The following is a 16,950-nucleotide window of genomic DNA, read 5'->3' as shown; positions in this document are numbered from 1 at the left end:
GATTACATCGAGATGTTCTACAACGCAAAACGCCGCCATGGTTTCAACAATCGGCTGTCACCGGTAGAGTTTGAAAAGCGTTACGCAATGAGCTTGCAAGGTGTCTAGAGAATCCGGGGCGATTCATAGTGCTTGGGCAACAAGTCCTCCACGCCGATGAAACACCGGTGCAGATGCTCATGCCGGGAACAAAGAAAACTCACCGTTCCTATGTTTGGGCCTACGCCACTAGCCAGTTCTCGGACTTGGCAGCGGTGGTTTACGACTTCAGCCCCAGCCGCGCCGGTGAGCATGCTCGCAATTTCCTGCAAGACTGGAAAGGTAAGCTGGTCTGTGACGATTTTGGCGGTTACAAGGCCAGCTTCGAACTCGGCGTGACCGAGATCGGCTGCATGGCCCATGCCCGGCGCAAGTTCTTCGAATTGCACGCGACTAACAAGAGCCAGCTCGCCGAGCAGGCCCTGCGTCACATCCAGTTGCTGTACGAAATCGAAAATGAAGTCCGCGACCTGGAGCCGGATTCACGGCGCCGAATACGGCAAGAAAAAGCCGTACCGGTGATGGATGCGCTGCATACCTGGATGAACGCGCAGCGCGATCTCGTGCCCGAAGGTTCGGCAATCAGCAGAGCCCTGGATTACAGCCTGAAACGCTGGGCAGCGCTGTCGCGCTACCTCGATGACGGGGCTGTTCCCATTGATAATAATTGGTGCGAGAACCAAATCCGTCCGTGGGCACTGGGGCGTAAGAACTGGCTCTTCGCAGGTTCGCTACGCAGCGGCAAACGGGCGGCCGCGATCATGAGCCTGATCCAGTCTGCGCGTCTGAATGGTCATGAGCCGTATGCTTACTTGAAGGACGTCCTCACGCGCCTGCCGACGCAGCGAGCGAGTGAGATTGATCAGCTACTGCCGCATAAATGGACACCCGCATAGTTATGCGGAATTGATGGGGTGGCGCTTACAACTATTGATTACCTATACCGCACAAAGGCCTAGTTACCGATGCCGAGAGCCGATGCCGCAAGTTTCGCCACCCCAAGGGTACTACCGGGTTCATCATCGTCTTCGAGCATCCAGGTTACCGACAATCCTGTCCACGCGAGTACCCATTGCAGTAGTCTCCGGCGATCAATACCGGAGGCATTTGCGACGACTTCAATTCGACGTGCGAAGCACCCCGGTGCTAGAGCGCTTTCACCGTCGGGATTGCAGAAGATGTTCGCATAATCAAAGCCACGCTCACCGTACAGTCCCTTGGGGTCGATAGCAAGCCAGCCGGACGGGCCGAAATCAAGCACATTGCCATGGTGGATGTCGCCATGCAGTACCGTGACATCGCGCGGAGCAGCCAGGAGTTCGCGTGCGGTTTTTGCGCAGTGTTCAAGAATGCCGCCGTGCCTCGCCGCTCCACTCCATAACGCCTCGAACCATTGCGCCAGAGGAACTAAGGCGGGGATCGGCTTGGCACGTGGTGTATGAAGGTGGGCCGCTACCCCACAGAGGATACGAGTGGCCTCGTCGTCCCTGCCGCAACTGACCATCTGCATGAGCGAGGCCGAGCCCAGTGCGCGTTCCATAAGTAAGGCCTCGCCATCATGGGCTAACACGGGTGCCGCACCTTCGCCGTCCCACCAAGCCATGAGCAAGCTGCCTGCTTGTTCCTCGGCTACGTGTGAGATTTTGAGTATGGCTGGTATGCCGCGCTGGCGAACGGGCAGCAGATTGCCGTTCAGCGAGACGAAAGCATCACCGTCGATGGTCAGATCCCATCGTTTCAGATATTGATCAAACATACTTTCACTAAATCCAGAGTTTTCAAACGAAACTGGTGCTCATCCGCCGTCAACAAGTGCGAGGAAGTCGTAGAAGACATCCTTCCAGGGTTCTCGAATCGCGAGGAAATCGCCATTGGCGAGCGTCCTTGCTGGAGAGACAAGGCCATTAGACTACTACATTCGTCCATTTGAGCTGCTTGGCTATATGCCTTTGGCTCAAGATCCAAGGTGTGTTTACCGTACTGTTACAGATCAGAGCCAGGCTAAGAGCGCAATTGAGAGCCCGCGCAGAGCGGGCTTTTGTCGACCGGGTTCGTGTGTTATCGGTTGAATCGCTCGACCAATGAGTACTGGGTCATCGCTGTTTGAGTTAATTCTTTGCTGAGCTCTGCCGAGCTTCTTGCTTGTTCAGATGTTTGATCTGCAAGATTTGCGATGGTCGTAATGTTGCGACTAATCTCCTCTGCAACGGCAGTTTGCTCTTCAGTCGCTGCGGCGATCTGGGTGGTCATATCAGTAATGTGAGCTACCGCATCACTAATACCGACCAGTGCCTTGTCAGCTTCTAGTACCCAGGCGACTCCTTCTTCAGCTTGGCGATGTCCATTCTCCATGGTTTTAACAGCACTATTTGACGAGGTTTGAAGCTTGGAGATCAGGCTATGAATTTGGATGGTTGACTGAGTGGTGCGTTGTGCCAACTGACGCACCTCGTCAGCAACAACAGCGAAGCCCCGGCCCATGTCTCCAGCACGTGCAGCTTCGATCGCGGCATTCAAAGCAAGCAAGTTGGTTTGATCGGCAATACCTTTGATGACATCGACAACCGTTCCGATTTCATTGCTGTCTTTAGCTAACTGTGCAACCGCTTGACCAGTCTCTCCGACAACGATCGAGAGGCGTTGGATGGCCTCTCGGGTATCTCGAGCTACATCACGGCCCCGTCCTGTTAGCTCATTGGCTTCTTGAGTAGCGCTAGCGGTTCTCTGAACGTGGGTTGCGACCTCTTGCGTGGTCGCAGCCATCTGACTAACTGCAGCTGACACTTGCTCAGTCTCGACTCGCTGACGTTCAAGTCCGCGCGAGCTATCTGAGGCGAGGTTATCCGACCTTTCAGCCAGACCAGTGAGCTGCTCTGCGGTGTCTTGCAAACGAGTAAGGCAAGTCTTGAGCCTCGATGTCTGGCTCACAAATGCGGTTTCAAGCCGCGCCTGTGGGCCGCGCTCATCGCTATACATCTGTGCAATTAACTGATCCGAGGTTGTGGGGTCAGCCATTTTCAACAGATGCAGCGCCCCTTGATTTTTCTGACGCGAAACAATCACCCCGAAGAGAACAGATATTAATACCGCCAAGGTTAATGCCAGAGAAGTACTGAAAAATACTCCCCCTAAGGAGCCCACTAGCCCCATAGCCAAAAGTGGTAGCCAGTCCATGAGGACAGGTTGCCATTTGTCACTGCTGGGGATAGCCGACTTGCCTAGGTTTAGGCGATTGTAAAGGTTCTCTGCGCGTCGAATTTGATCGGTCGTAGGCTTAACCCTGACTGATTCATAACCAATTACCTGGCTGCCCTCGAAAATTGGAGTGACATAAGCATTCACCCAGTAATGGTCGCCACTGCTAGTTCGGTTCTTTACGATCCCCATCCAAGGTTGGCCCTGTTTGAGAGCGCCCCACATATGAGCAAATATGGCAGAGGGGACATCGGGATGTCGGACGATATTTTGGGGCGCGCCTATAAGATCTGACTTATTGAAACCGCTGATCTCGACAAAAGCATCATTGCAATACGTAATGACACCTCGTGCATCAGTTGTAGAAATAAGTTTTTGTTGCGCTCCCAAGGCAATCTCGCGCTGCGTGACCGGTTGATTGTTTCTCATTTAGATAGATCCCTTGCCCTGTGTAAAGGGTATCGGCAGCTAATATGAAAAGCTTAATAAGTATTACCATAGGGTATTTTGCACCTAGTAATCCGTCTGCGCTCGGAATGCGACCCATTGGCAACAACGAACAAGCTGCCACCAAACTCTATGAGTGCCCCATCGTTTCAACACGACCAAGGTATAAAACAGCTCCAATAAATAGCCGTTCCGTATAGGCTAAAACTTTCCTTGATAAATAAAAGCTTCGCTTACTTTATTCAAGCCACTTTACCTTACCGCCAAACACTACGAGTCATTTGTCGACAGCGTCGTAACCTGCGAAGCGTCATCATTACCACAAGCAGAACAGACCCTATTACGACCAGCTTGTTTTGCACAGTAAAGCGCATCATCCGCTCTAACAACTAACTTACTTGGGGTATCTCCCGAGGGCAGCGCGAATGCTACACCCATGCTAACAGTCACCCGAACTAGACCTTTACTTGTTGAAATCTTTGCACATTCAATCGCCAGCCGTAACTTCTCTGCAACACCGACGGCGCTTGCCCCATCCGTACATGGGAGGATCACACCAAACTCCTCCCCCCCTAACCGCCCAAAACTATCATGTGCTCGAAGTTCGGCGCAACACACAGCAACCACCTGTTTCAGAACAATATCTCCAATCGGATGCCCATACGTATCATTTACCTGCTTGAAATGATCAATATCAATCAATATCAAGCTTAACTTCGTACCGCAGGATTCTGAATCCCTGAACTCCTTCTCAAGGACTTCTAAAAAATGGCTCCTGCTCAGTGCGCCAGTTAAAATATCAACATTTACAAGTTCCCGAAGAGTTTTGTGAGCCTGCTTGAGGGCTTTTGCATCCTTCAAATGCTGCCACACGGTGGAATATATCAACAAAGCAAAAGACAGTAGCAATATCGTGACAGCACTTGCACAAAAAATTAGCACTCTATAACGCTTACCAGATGACATCAAATAATCTTCAGGTGAAAGCTGAACAAGAACAACCAAACCAGCGTCTTCTAAGCGACGGTATGCGGTCAAGCTCTCAGACCCATCGAATGCACTAACTCCTCTATACAGCCCTTCAGGCACCGCTTCCTTACCAAAATATGGCGCACTTTCCGAAAGCAATAACTCGTCAACATTAATAGTACCGCTATCCTTTGACGCTACTGCACGAGGAACACGATCCATACCTACAAGAGCAATCAAACCATGAGCCCCGACATTAATTTTTTTATAGAAATCTGAAAAGAAATACATAGGAATTGACACTACCACGACCCCAGAGAAACTATCACCTTCAATTATTGGCCGAGTGAACTGTATAGACCAAACACCAGAAACCCGGCCAAACACGGGCTTACTAATAAACAACTTATCTATTGATGGATTATCACGATGCACGCGAAAATGATCGCGACCACTAAGATCTACCGCACCCAAGGCTGGGGCTAGCGACGAATAAACTAGCATCCCCTCCGGAGAAATCAGCGCAACTTGAGCAACCATGCTCCCATAAAGTACAAGTTCCTCTTTAACTATGCGCCCAAAATCATTTCGATCTTTAACAGCATGCTCACGCAAATCTTGAGTTAAAGTATCTATAAAACGAACCACGCTTTGAACGTGCACATCGAATGCAACGGCAAGATTCATAGCATCACTACCCGCAGCTTTTTCTACCAAAACGTTCTCTTGATCAAGCCAAGCATGGAGCGTGCCCCACATAGGCACGAGCGTGATCAATAGAAACGCGATGGCTGCTAAGCCCGCTTTCGTTTTGGTAGCACGATGCTGGTACAATCTGAACCTCCATTACTGACCAACAGCCATTAAGATAACTATTCAGATTAGTGACATAATTCAACATACCTAGACACCTGAGCATCAGCTAATCAAAGCATCTGACTAGACCTTAAAAACAGAGCAATATAATAGACTTACTACAACCACCAACCCTTTAGCCTAGAGCAATCATAGTACAAAAACCCGAACTATAGACTGAGACTTAAGGGGCAAGCTCCTTATAGCGCTTTGTTTGGTTAGATCAACTAAACGGTTTAAAACTAAAGATAGCACATCCAAAACATGTTGATTCGATCACTCCTTTTTTTACTTGCCGATACTTCCTGGGTAGGTTTTCAGGGCGATCAGCCCATGGTCGCCGACGATTCGTCTTGCACGAGCTCGGTCAAGTTGGGCTCTATGGGCGCAATAAACCACGCCGCAGTTGTGGTCAGTCACAACCAGTTGTGGCGTTGACATCGCGCGGGACTGACAGCCCAGATCAGCAGCAAAGCGGTCACGAAGGCGTGCTTGTTTGGTTTTTCAATCGGTCAGCTTTGGCAGTCAGATTCTGCGCGAGGGTCGAGTTGGGTATTGGAATTTGCAGCATAGTCCGGATCGTTCAATCAAAAGCTAAACGCCATCAGCTAAAATTTTATTCGGTTCCAGGCCAGCAAGAATCGCTCAGCGAAAATGAAGACTTGTGAATCGCTCAGCTCGGACATCAAATATTCATTGGCCGGAAATACGTGTTATCGATCTGGTCAGCAGGTTTGAGAGTCTGACTGTGCTCCCAGTATCGTGTCCACGGTTTCAGCCTAATCGGGTCGTGCGCTACGTTCTAATAGGTTAAACAAGTACATTCCGGCCAACATGGCCAATACGAATATGATGATTTGGCCATGCCCTGTAAGCAGAATTGTTAACGCTGGCCCAGGGCAGATCCCCGCAAGCCCCCAACCTATACCGAACAACAGGCTGCCGCCAATCAAGCGGGAATCCAACTCCCTTTTCATTGGAAACTGCATCGGGGCACCCAACAAGGATTGTTTGTTTTTGCGCGCCCAACTCAAGGGAATAATCGCCACCGCGATGGCCCCCCCCATCACCAGTGCAAGTGATGGATCCCAGGCCCCGGCCAAATCAAGAAAAGCTAATACTTTGGCGGGATTCGCCATGCCTGCCAGGAGAAGACCAAGGCCGAAGATCAGTCCTGCAAAAAAGGCGGTCAACTTGATCATTTTCATGCTCCCACCACATGACGGATGATGTACACCGTTGCAAAGCCAGCAAACATAAAGCACATCGTTGCCGTGATGGATCGTGCTGAGAGTCGAGAGATCCCGCAAACGCCATGGCCGCTTGTACAACCAGATCCGTAACGAGTACCCACTCCGACAAGCAAGCCCGCAATGATCAGCGTCGGCCACCCTGCCTTAATCTCGATCTCTGGCATTACGGTAAACGCTCTCCACAACAACGGAGAAATCAGTAGACCAAGAAGAAATAACGCCTTCTCACTCCAACCCTCACTATCGAATCGCAGCACGCTTCCAAGCAGTCCACTGATGCCGGCGATGCGTCCATTCGCGAGAACAAACAAGCTAGCAGCCAGCCCTATCAAGGCGCCTCCAGCTAATGAAGTCCAAGGCGTGAAGTTGATCCAATCAATGCTCATTTTGCATCTCCTGCATATAAGTGCTGGTAAAAGACATGGATTTCAAAGGTGTCACCTGAGATTCTGAGCTCCCCCTAAAGGCGATCAAAGACCCTGTCGAGACCCGTGTAGGATTTCAGCCCCTGAATCCGCCCCGGCTCTCCTAGAGATATCGAAGCCTCAAAAGGACACAAGATGAGGCAAGGCTCGATCAGTCCGCTTTTGGCTGGTTGCCGCATTTCAGGAGGGGCATCTCTAGGCGAATAGTGATTGCTGAACACCTCAGAAACCCGGGGCGAATAATATTGATCCTCTGGGTATCGCAAAAATTACCGCACGCAGTTACTCAAAGTGGTTACAACGCATAACGTAAGTCAGCCACGAAGCTTGATCCTAGTCACCGGATGTGATGTGGTGGCCGATACAGAAAGACTATTTCCATTCGCCAACTATGGCGCTCGCGACTTTTATTTTTCCAGCATCACGAGGTTTCATGCAGATTGAGTTACAGGAGATTAGCGACCACCTCTATCGTTTCGCTCCTTTTGATGCCCTGCCAAAGGAGTCGGTAGACGCCATCGCTCGGCGAATTGAAGTGAGTTATTTCAAAGCCGGCAGTGACATTCTTGAAGCCGGTGCGACCATTCAGGATCTGCATTATGTTCGTAGTGGTGCGGTGGAGATTTACCGGCGTAATGGTGAGCTCTATGACCGTCTCGTCGAAGGTGACCTATTCGGTCAGGCAGGTCTGTTACGTAGCAACAAGGTACGCTTTCCCGCCCGAGCGTTGGAAGATAGCCTGATCTATTACATCCCTGCCGACGTTTTCGCTGACCTTTGTGCGCAACATGATGCTTTCGCTGACTTCGTTGAAGCAGAGGGAAACTCGAGACTCAAAACTGCTGTTGAAGCTCAGGGGCGTGCTAGTGAGCTTATTCAGCTCAAATGTCGCGCCCTTATCTCACGTCCCTTGGTGTGGGTCACGTCAGATATCTCTGTCGGCGGCGCTGCAAAAATCATGACTGAGCAAAGTGTATCCTGCGTTCTAGTCATGTCTCCAGCAGGTTTAAAGACGGCTGAAATAGAAGGGATCGTCACAGATAGAGACCTTCGCACGCGATTTGTTGCAGCGGGCCTAAACGCTGACGAAACTCGTGCCAGCGACATTATGACAGTCGATCCAGTTGTAATTGGCTCCGATGATTCAGTGTTTGAAGCCATGCTTGTGATGTTGCGCCGCAATATTCATCACTTGCCGGTTGTGCACGATGGTAATCCAATTGGCCTTATAAACCTGTCGGATATCATCAGGTACGAATCGCATAGCAGTTTGTACTTGGTTAACAGAATCTCTAACCAGACCTCAGTTGAAGGTCTGAGATCACTTTTACGTGACCTGCGAGGAACCTATATCCGCATGGTGCGTGACGGGGCTACTGCGCACATGATCGGAAGCGCGATTTCAGGTATTGGCCGTGCCTTTACCCAGCGTTTGCTTGAGCTGGCCGAGAAAAAGTTAGGCCCGCCTCCAGTGCCTTACTGCTTTATGGTTTTGGGATCAATGGCGCGTGATGAGCAGTTGTTAGTGACTGACCAGGACAACGCGTTAGTACTCGACGACAGCTTCGATCCGATCCAACACGACTCTTACTTCCGAGCCCTGGCAACGTTTGTTAGCGATGGACTGGCCGCGTGCGGTTACAGCTACTGCAAGGGCGGGGTCATGGCGACCAACGAGCAGTGGCGACAGCCTTTGAAGGTATGGCGAAGTTACTTCGATCAGTGGATCGAAAAACCTAATCCAACTACGTTGCTTAATAGCTGTATTTTTTTCGATCTGGATGGGGTTTTTGGCAAGCTTGAGTTGGTACAAGAGCTTAAAGACCTGTGCGCTCGAAAAGCCAGTACACACCCTGTATTTCTAAGCGCAATGGCTCGTATTGCCCTTAATCGAACGCCGCCATTAGGATTCTTCCGTACTTTTGTCGTCGAGACTGACGGACAGCAAAAAAGGATCATCAACCTTAAAGGGCGTGGCACGGCACCGCTGACCGACCTTATCCGGATTCATGCGCTAGCATGTGGCAGTACCGCTCAGAACTCATTTGATCGCATGGATGCTATAGCCCGCAGTAAAGTCATTCCTCCAGAAGCATTAAAGCAACTTCGGTACGCACTAGAGTTCCTGTCGATGGTGCGTATTCGACACCAGGCGGACGCACTTGAACAGGGGGCATCACTCAATAACTACATTGAGCCCGAGCGCTTTTCTAGCAGTGAACGACATAACCTCAAAGAAGCGTTTCAGGTGTTGAGCAATGGCCAAAATTTCTTGCGATTCCGATATCCTTCAAAGGGCCGCTTTTAGCGATGAAAAACCTAAAAAAGCAGCCTAAAAATAGAGTGCTGGACTGGTCTGCCGAGTTCGAGACATTGGCGAAGATTTCGGTTAATCCTCTATTACGAAAGTTCTATCAAGCTGGCGCGGTTTCAGCGCTGGCACCCATTGAGAGCGTTCAACTGCTGGCCATGGACGTAGAGACTACCGGCCTTGACTCACAGTCCCACAGCATCGTGAGTATTGGTGTTATGCCGTTCACGCTTAATCGTATTTGTTGCGGGAATTCACTCTACTGGGTGATAAAACCATCGTCCGAACTGAATGAAAAGTCAGTGACCTTTCATCACATAACCCATGCCGAAATTTTAGATGCCCCCGTGTTTGCGCAGGTGCTTGATCCTTTGCTTGAAGCCATGGCGGGCAGAGTGATTGTCGTCCATTACCGGAATATTGAGCGCGCTTTCTTGGATCAGGCAGTGCGTAGGTATTTAGGTGAAGGCCTTAAGTTTCCAGTCATCGATACGATGCAGTTAGAGGCACACTTCCATAGGCAAAAAATTAGCTGGTTCGGCCGACTGATTGGACGCAAGCAACAGTCCATACGGCTGGCAGACAGTCGCTCTAGGTTGAACCTGCCGGCTTATCACGCACATCATGCATTAACCGATGCTCTCGCGACTGCCGAGTTGTTGCAGGCGCAGATAGCAACTCACTACTCGCCACTCACACCTGTCGGTGAGTTATGGAATTGAACCAAGTTAATAGCTTCAAGGTGCAAGCAGATAGATATGTTACACCTTGAAGCTTGAGATCAATCTTACCTATAGCCTAGCTCATACTGACTAGCGAGGCTCAGACATTAGTCCTTTCACTAGAGAGATACACCCTATCATTAGAACTATTGCGAAAGGTAATCCCGTGGATACTGCCATTGCCTGCAGTGCCACCAGACCGCCCCCCAATAGCAGAGCAATCGCAATCACGCCTTCGATTACCGCCCAGAACACCCGTTGAGGAACAGGCGCGTCAACCTTGCCTCCAGCTGTGATGGTATCGATCACCAATGAGCCGGAGTCAGAGGAAGTAATAAAGAACACTATGACCAGAATAATACCTAGGAATGAGCTGATCTCCTTGAGGGGGAGCTCTCCCAGCATGGCGAACAACTTCAGCTCTAAGACCGCGTCCTTGACTCCCATAAGGCTTTGAGTGGTCACTTGGTCAATTGCCGTACCGCCAAACGTAGTCATCCATAATACAGAAACTACTGAAGGCACAAGTAGAACAGAGATCAGAAACTCTCTGACAGTTCGACCACGACTGACACGAGCGATAAACATGCCTACAAATGGTGACCAACTGATCCACCAAGCCCAGTAGAAGGCAGTCCAGCCTTGAGTGAACTCGATATCAGTACGTCCAAATGGGTTTGAGAGCGCAGGCAAATATTCAACATAAGTCACCAGATTTTTAAAGAATCCAGTGAAAATAGCCAGGGTCGGCCCCACAATGATTACGAACACCAACAAGAGCAGCGCAAGCCCCATATTGATCTGGGAAAGCATTTTGACGCCCTTGTCCAAGCCGGAAAGGACTGACCAAAGAGCGATTATGGTGATCCCAACGATCAGTACAACCTTGCTCAGATTCGTCGATTGAATTCCGAAGAGATATTCAATCCCTGCGGCAGCCTGTTCTGCGCCAATCCCTAAAGAGGTCGCCAAACCAAATAGCGTGGCAAATACCGCTAGTATATCGATGATATGTCCCGGCCATCCCCAGACACGCTCACCCAATAGTGGATAAAAAATTGAGCGTATTGAAAGTGGCAAGCCTTTGTTATAAGAAAACAACGCTAAAGACAGCGCCACAATCGCGTATATAGCCCAAGGATGGAGTCCCCAGTGAAAGATTGTAGCCGCCATCGCCAAGTCAGCAGATGCCTTCATATCACCTTCGGCACCTCCTAGGGGCGCCCAATCCGTGCGTAAACCGCTCGCATCGACTGTCACACCTCCCATTGAAGCAGCGTAATGCGACATGGGTTCGGCTACCCCATAAAACATCAACCCAATGCCCATCCCCGCAGCAAAAAGCATTGAAAACCAACCGACGTAACTATGGTCTGGTTTGGCATCTCTACCGCCCAAACGAACCTTGCCCAGCGGAGAGAAAATAAGTGCAATGCATAGCAAGACAAAAACGTTCGCAATGCTCATGAAGAGCCAGGCTAGATGGCTGGTTAGCCAGTTTCGAATGGAGCTAAAAAGGGGTTCTACTTCATTCTGCAATGCCAGCGTCAAAATCACGAATAGTAAAATGGTAGCTGCTGAAATGATGAAAACTTTACCGTGGATATCGAGTGAGAACGAAAACTCTCCCTTGATGTTGTCTTGACCAATGACATAGTCAGTATCGATAAGATTGGCCGCTCCAGTAGGAGCAGGAATGCCTTCACTGGGTTGAGAAGGTGTGTTTGGACTATCATCCGTAGGCTTTCCAACCATAAGATTCCCCTTTTGAGATTCACGTCATAAAACGTGTAATTATCATTATCCCCGCTGTTCCTATGGTAAAACGAGATTTTAGCCAAGCTATCCTAGCAAGCTTTGGGAACAAATTTTCTAAAACCTCAGCTCTTTTGACTTCTTACCAGAGACTTCTCTCGCGTAGCCTTTGCAGGCTTGCAACGCGATTAGTCCCTAATCGCCGTCGCCGTAGACTCCGATAATTCGTTGGGCATGCGCTGGAACAAGTTGGGTTCTAAGGGCACCATAAGCCATGCCGCCGGCACCGGTGGTAGGTTGCACTGCGTCACAACCATTCGTAGCTCAGTCGAGTTGGACTTAAAGCCACAGGTCGGCAGTAGCAAGCGATCACCCAGGCGTGATTGTTTGGTTTTTGCATCGGTCAGAGTTCGGCAATAGGATCGGTCACTGGCTGCCAGCGATTGCTCCAGCGTAAGGAACTTGCCCTGCTCTGCCAGAACCCGCGTGGGGCTGGCATTGGCCAGAAGGGTGAACTTGGTTTGGTGGGCAGCTTCCTTGGCGACCAATTGCTCATCGTAGGCGTGGCCTGCCACGGCCATGCAGTTCACGCGCTACCCACCATCAGGGCAAGGATGATCAGCAGCACCCAACACCGTATCCTCCATCACGCCAACACCTTGAGCGCTTGGGCATACAGCGCCTGCCGATCGGCCACTCCATTCTGGTCACCATTGATGCGCTGGGTGATCCTGTCGAACTGACTAGTGTCGGCAAAGGTGTTGCCGGTCTCTTTGCCAACTCGCCCCGTCGGTGCGATTAAACGCTTGTGGCTCCGGTCGTGCCTAGGGATATTCTCTAGCTCTCAGCTTAAGTAATACAAACACTCATCCACGCACGGAACTATGAACTGGGGGGGGCTGTTTTTAAAGTCGATGTCGCTAATACGACGGGGAAAACCGTCCTTGTTTATCAGGTTATTGTTTTGATACTCAGCAGGGGCGGTCAGGATGGGTCGTAATCTGGGGGAGTTGGCTAACACTAAGCTTCTATGGCCAGAAACGCACAGATTTCAGCGTCAGATAGGAGTTACTCAAGAGCCTCTGGAGATGCTTGAATTCTCCGCCGAGAAGATCAACCACCTATCTCAAATAACATACAAAAAGGGCCCTCGAAGGGCCCTTTTGTACTCAAACCAAAATCACTTGGTCAGCCAGGACTCAACGGTATCTGAGCCGTGTTCTGCCTTCCACTCCTTCAGACCTTTGTGATTCCCACCTTTGGTTTCGATGACCTCGCCAGTGTACGGATTTTTGTAGACCTTCACCTGACGTGGTTTACGAGTGCCAGCTTTGGATTTCACTACTGGAGTGCTGCGGCCAGTCTGAGGATCCAACAAGTTGATGATGTTAGACAGGCTGTAACCGTATTCAGCAAGCAGAGCGCGCAGCTTCGATTCAAACTCTATTTCCTTTTTCAGGCCAGCATCGCCTTTCAGTGTTTCGAGAGCCTCGAGTTGTTCGGCAAGATGTTTTTCGAGTTGGCGAAATTCAGCAAGTTTGGACATGTTTAATCTCTACGTAGTTAGTCCCATAACAATACACCAACTTTGGAGTTTTCCGCCAATCGTTTAGGTATAAGATCCATGAGTAACGATCACGAAGACGCGCACTGTGGAGTCTGGGCTCACACTCTAATTTTATTCGTTCCCTGTCAAAAGCGAAGTATTGAGGTCAACATCTTTGTGGCATGGATGTGTCTATGAAACTAGGGGTTATTCAGGATGATGTGCTGAGTATTCTGAGATTTACCCAGCAGCTGCAGACGCGGCTGTGCTTTATAGGTCGGTTGAGCAAGGGCGAATCGCGACTTACTCCGCTCACGCCGAGTATCTCACTAGCGAGATACTGAAAATCATGCCCGTCGGGACATTGCCGACCAATTTTAAGGGTTCCCGTCTTGAGGCAGATTTGGGTATGTAGATCGGACACCGGGCCCAGCCCAAGCAGGCCTTTTAAATCCACTGAATGTCCAGTCACGCCTCGGGCTACTTCAACGGCTTCTTGTGGATTGACCTGCTGACTAAGGTAACCATCGCCCTGCCTCTGCCCAAAGTCGTCGGTGTGTGTAAATCGATGTAAGCGCCTCCTAAAACAGGCATATTGGATTGTAGAGCGTAGCCACAGTGTTAATTGGCCAGTACAGCAGCTATTTTTGGGAGCATGAATCTTGTCAGCTGAAAGTAGTACCAAGATGATTACAGCCCATACCCCGTGGACGGTTTTTCTGGTGTTCTTGCGCTTGGGATTCATCTCCTTCGGAGGGCCAATTGCACACCTAGGTTACTTCCGCGAAGAGTTTGTTGTTCGGCGCCAATGGCTCAGTGAGCGCAGTTATATCGATTTGGTCGCCCTGTGCCAGTTTCTGCCAGGGCCTGCCAGTAGCCAGGTAGGCATAGGTTTGGGGCTATCGCGTGCTGGTTTCTCTGGAGCAGTTGCCGCGTGGGCTGGGTTTACACTGCCATCGGCAATAATCCTCGTTTTGTTTGCGCAAGGGATGTCCGCGTGGGGAAATGCATTCCCAAGCGGTCTTTTGCACGGACTTAAGATCGTCGCGGTTGCTGTTGTTGCTCAAGCCGTCTGGGGAATGGCGCGCAATATTTGTACTGATGTGCCCAGGGTAACCATCGCTGTGTTTGCAGCTTGCGCAGCACTCATCTGGCCAAATGCCTGGGGGCAGATCGCCGTGATTATCTGCAGTGCTGTCATCGGTCTGATGCTTTTCAAGCCTGCTCAACAGGATACTGCTGAGCCCCTTCCAATATCAGTTAGCCGAAAAGTAGGTCTGGTATCGTTGGTGGTGTTCTTTGGCTTATTGGTAGGCCTACCATTTTTGATCCAGGTTTGGCCCTCTGAAGCACTAGCTATGACGAATGCCTTTTTCCGAGCAGGGTCATTAGTTTTTGGAGGGGGGCATGTTGTACTACCGTTACTTCAGTCTGCGACCGTATTCAACGGATGGGTAACCAACGACACATTCATTGCTGGGTATGGCTTAGCACAGGCCGTACCGGGCCCGCTCTTTACCTTCGCAGCATTTCTCGGAGCGTCCATGAACGCCCAACCCTCTGGTTGGATCGGAGCTACGGTATGCCTGGTCGCTATCTTCGCACCTTCATTCCTACTCGTAATCGGCGTGCTGCCATTCTGGGAGCAACTACGACATAGTTTTCGCACCCAATCGGCCCTTGCAGGAATTAATGCGGGAGTAGTAGGGCTACTCTTGGCGGCCTTATATAACCCAGTCTGGACGAGTGCAATTTTGAAACCTCAAGACTTCGGTTTGGCGCTGATAGCCCTTGTCGCCCTAATGTTTTGGAGGGTTCCCCCATGGGTAGTCGTCTTGGGCAGTGGAATGCTTGGATGGTGGCTCAGCGGTGTACTTTGAAAGCAAGCATCAGCCAAAGGTATCTTGATCTGTAGAGGAGGTTATTGATGTCAGTAGCGCGGATGCTATAGGATCTTATCAGGAGATGGCATTCCTCCTTTAACCGCCTTGTGCTGATGATGCCTACGTGAACCCTGGACAGGGTGCGTAGGTGTGCCTCCCTGTCCCTAATTTAGGACAGGATATGATCTTACTATTCGTGCTTCGCCCATCTTACAGCGCTGTCCCTCTGCATGCTTGGCCCTCCAGGTTTGGTAAGGAGTGCTCGCCATGCTGAAATCATTGATCGTCATTGCCATCGGCGCCTCAGTTGGTGCTTGGTTACGCTGGCTTTTGGGTATAAAGCTGAACGCTCTATTTCCTACGATTCCTCCCGGGACTGTAGTCGCGAACATGGTCGGGGGTTATCTCATAGGGCTGACCATCGCCTTCTTGGCTGCATCGCCTTCGCTCAGCCCTGAATGGCGCCTCCTGATCATCACCGGATTTTGTGGTGGTCTTACCACTTTTTCTACATTTTCAGCCGAAACAGTCACCTTGATTCAGGAAGGAAAACTGCTCTGGGCGCTTGGCTCAATTTCGTTGCACGTGGTTGGTTCGTTGACGATGACCACTGCCGGGCTTCTTTCATACCAAGTGATTGGTACTCGCTGAGGGGATAGACATGAAAGGCTTTATGGTCGTTTTCTTTACTCAACAAAACCGTCGCTATCAGGGAAAGATGTTAGGTGAATGGATCGTCGATTTGCCAAAAGAAATGAGCCCACTTGGGATAGATCCGTCCGACGCAACCACTTCTACAACATCGGAGGTAAGAGCATGAGCTACGCGGACATTCCTGCTGGTAACGCGATCCCCGATGACTTCTTCACAGTTATTGAGATCCCTGCAAACCACTCGCCGATCAAGTACGAGGTCGACAAGCAGAGCGGACAGATCTTCGTTGACCGCTTCCTAAGCACACCGATGTTCTATCCGGCCAACTACGGGTTCATTCCAAATACGTTGAGCGATGACGGAGATCCTCTGGACGTCCTGGTGGTTTGCCCTTATCCCGTCTCACCTGGAGTTGTCATCCGCAGTCGCCCGGTGGGTGTGATGTACATGACTGACGAAGCCGGAGCGGATGCCAAGGTGATCGCTGTGCCTCATGAAAAACTCAGCTCGATGTACAGCGACGTAAAGGAGTGCTCAGACCTCCCTGCGCTACTCCTCGCACAGATCCAGCATTTCTTTGAAAACTACAAAGCATTGGAGCCGGGTAAGTGGGTGAAGATGGGGCGTTGGGGGAGCGCGGATGAGGCGCGGGAAGAGATTCGCAAGTCGGTAGCTGCGTATATTCCCAAGTAGGTTTCACTCCAAATTGAAAGCATCAGCCGGGAGTCAGAACTGAGGGGCAAGTGATTTGCCTCTCAGTCGCTCGGGACATCAAATGTCGAGGGAACCACACGCATAGAAAAGTGGATGGCTATGCTGCGCATGACTCAACTCAATCAAAGTCATTCCAGAATATCGGCCTTTGATAACCCACTTATGGGGTCGCGCTAGCATGC

General features: G+C 50.5%; 15 protein-coding genes, 1 pseudogene and 1 riboswitch. Of the genes and pseudogenes, 8 read left to right on the top strand and 8 right to left on the bottom strand.

What is annotated here, in order from left to right; translation table 11 throughout:
* Together AACY07_RS24205 and tnpC are read left to right on the top strand one after the other, a co-directional pair.
* A partial coding sequence (locus AACY07_RS24205; protein WP_339474677.1) for an IS3 family transposase occupies positions 1-108 on the top strand: 108 nt, incomplete at its 5' end.
* A gap of 11 nt (positions 109-119) precedes the next feature.
* Positions 120-935: pseudogene (gene tnpC / locus AACY07_RS24200) on the top strand (IS66 family transposase); the annotation flags it as partial.
* Positions 936-994: 59 nt separating this feature from the next.
* Here the strand turns inward: tnpC and AACY07_RS24195 are convergent.
* The 5 genes from AACY07_RS24195 to AACY07_RS24175 form a co-directional block, all read right to left on the bottom strand.
* Entirely contained in the window at positions 995-1,795 is an 801-nt protein-coding gene (locus AACY07_RS24195) for an aminoglycoside phosphotransferase family protein (protein ID WP_047274475.1), read from the bottom strand.
* A 302-nt stretch (positions 1,796-2,097) separates the two neighbouring features.
* A complete protein-coding gene (locus tag AACY07_RS24190) occupies positions 2,098-3,663 on the bottom strand; it encodes a methyl-accepting chemotaxis protein (RefSeq protein WP_339478282.1) in 1,566 nt (521 codons plus the stop codon).
* Positions 3,664-3,951: 288 nt separating this feature from the next.
* Positions 3,952-5,484, bottom strand: coding sequence for a diguanylate cyclase (locus AACY07_RS24185; RefSeq protein ID WP_339478279.1), 1,533 nt, complete (start codon positions 5,482-5,484; stop codon positions 3,952-3,954).
* An 800-nt stretch (positions 5,485-6,284) separates the two neighbouring features.
* On the bottom strand, positions 6,285-6,707 hold the full coding sequence (locus AACY07_RS24180) for a DUF6691 family protein (RefSeq protein ID WP_095023402.1): 423 nt from the start codon (positions 6,705-6,707) through the stop codon (positions 6,285-6,287).
* Between the two features lie 2 nt (positions 6,708-6,709).
* Complete coding sequence (locus AACY07_RS24175; protein WP_322151157.1) at positions 6,710-7,144, bottom strand: YeeE/YedE family protein; 435 nt, start codon at positions 7,142-7,144, stop codon at positions 6,710-6,712.
* 472 nt (positions 7,145-7,616) lie between these two features.
* Between AACY07_RS24175 and AACY07_RS24170 the strand changes: the two genes are divergently transcribed.
* Together AACY07_RS24170 and AACY07_RS24165 are read left to right on the top strand one after the other, a co-directional pair.
* Complete coding sequence (locus AACY07_RS24170; protein ID WP_339478274.1) at positions 7,617-9,491, top strand: DUF294 nucleotidyltransferase-like domain-containing protein; 1,875 nt, start codon at positions 7,617-7,619, stop codon at positions 9,489-9,491.
* A gap of 2 nt (positions 9,492-9,493) precedes the next feature.
* Positions 9,494-10,216 (top strand): 3'-5' exonuclease, encoded by a 723-nt coding sequence (locus AACY07_RS24165; protein ID WP_095019783.1) that lies wholly within the window; start codon positions 9,494-9,496, stop codon positions 10,214-10,216.
* A gap of 90 nt (positions 10,217-10,306) precedes the next feature.
* Here the strand turns inward: AACY07_RS24165 and AACY07_RS24160 are convergent, their stop codons facing one another.
* From AACY07_RS24160 to AACY07_RS24145, 3 genes are all read right to left on the bottom strand, one after another.
* Positions 10,307-11,971 carry a BCCT family transporter gene (locus AACY07_RS24160; RefSeq protein ID WP_095023404.1) on the bottom strand — a complete coding sequence of 555 codons (1,665 nt, stop codon included), beginning with the start codon at positions 11,969-11,971 and terminating at the stop codon, positions 10,307-10,309.
* A 188-nt stretch (positions 11,972-12,159) separates the two neighbouring features.
* On the bottom strand, positions 12,160-12,561 hold the full coding sequence (locus AACY07_RS24155; RefSeq protein ID WP_254925294.1) for a hypothetical protein: 402 nt from the start codon (positions 12,559-12,561) through the stop codon (positions 12,160-12,162).
* Between the two features lie 590 nt (positions 12,562-13,151).
* Positions 13,152-13,517, bottom strand: coding sequence for a histone-like nucleoid-structuring protein, MvaT/MvaU family (locus AACY07_RS24145; protein ID WP_095019784.1), 366 nt, complete (start codon positions 13,515-13,517; stop codon positions 13,152-13,154).
* 686 nt (positions 13,518-14,203) lie between these two features.
* Between AACY07_RS24145 and chrA the strand changes: the two genes are divergently transcribed.
* The 4 genes from chrA (at position 14,204) to ppa (ending at position 16,747) form a co-directional block, all read left to right on the top strand.
* A complete protein-coding gene (gene chrA / locus AACY07_RS24140; RefSeq protein WP_339478268.1) occupies positions 14,204-15,397 on the top strand; it encodes a chromate efflux transporter in 1,194 nt (397 codons plus the stop codon).
* A gap of 72 nt (positions 15,398-15,469) precedes the next feature.
* A riboswitch (Fluoride riboswitch) is annotated at positions 15,470-15,530 on the top strand.
* A 137-nt stretch (positions 15,531-15,667) separates the two neighbouring features.
* Entirely contained in the window at positions 15,668-16,051 is a 384-nt protein-coding gene (crcB, locus tag AACY07_RS24135) for a fluoride efflux transporter CrcB (protein WP_095019786.1), read from the top strand.
* A 10-nt stretch (positions 16,052-16,061) separates the two neighbouring features.
* Entirely contained in the window at positions 16,062-16,220 is a 159-nt protein-coding gene (locus AACY07_RS24365) for a hypothetical protein (RefSeq protein WP_445261403.1), read from the top strand.
* Complete coding sequence (gene ppa, locus AACY07_RS24125) at positions 16,217-16,747, top strand: inorganic diphosphatase (protein ID WP_203304650.1); 531 nt, start codon at positions 16,217-16,219, stop codon at positions 16,745-16,747. The genes AACY07_RS24365 and ppa overlap by 4 nt, the downstream gene beginning before the upstream one ends.
* Positions 16,748-16,950 lie beyond the last annotated feature (203 nt).

This window comes from Pseudomonas sp. RL_5y_Pfl2_69 (assembly GCF_963970465.1).
In the GTDB taxonomy this organism is placed as follows: domain Bacteria; phylum Pseudomonadota; class Gammaproteobacteria; order Pseudomonadales; family Pseudomonadaceae; genus Aquipseudomonas.
Note: the sequence above shows the minus strand (reverse complement) of the source record. Positions and strands in the feature narration are given on the sequence as shown.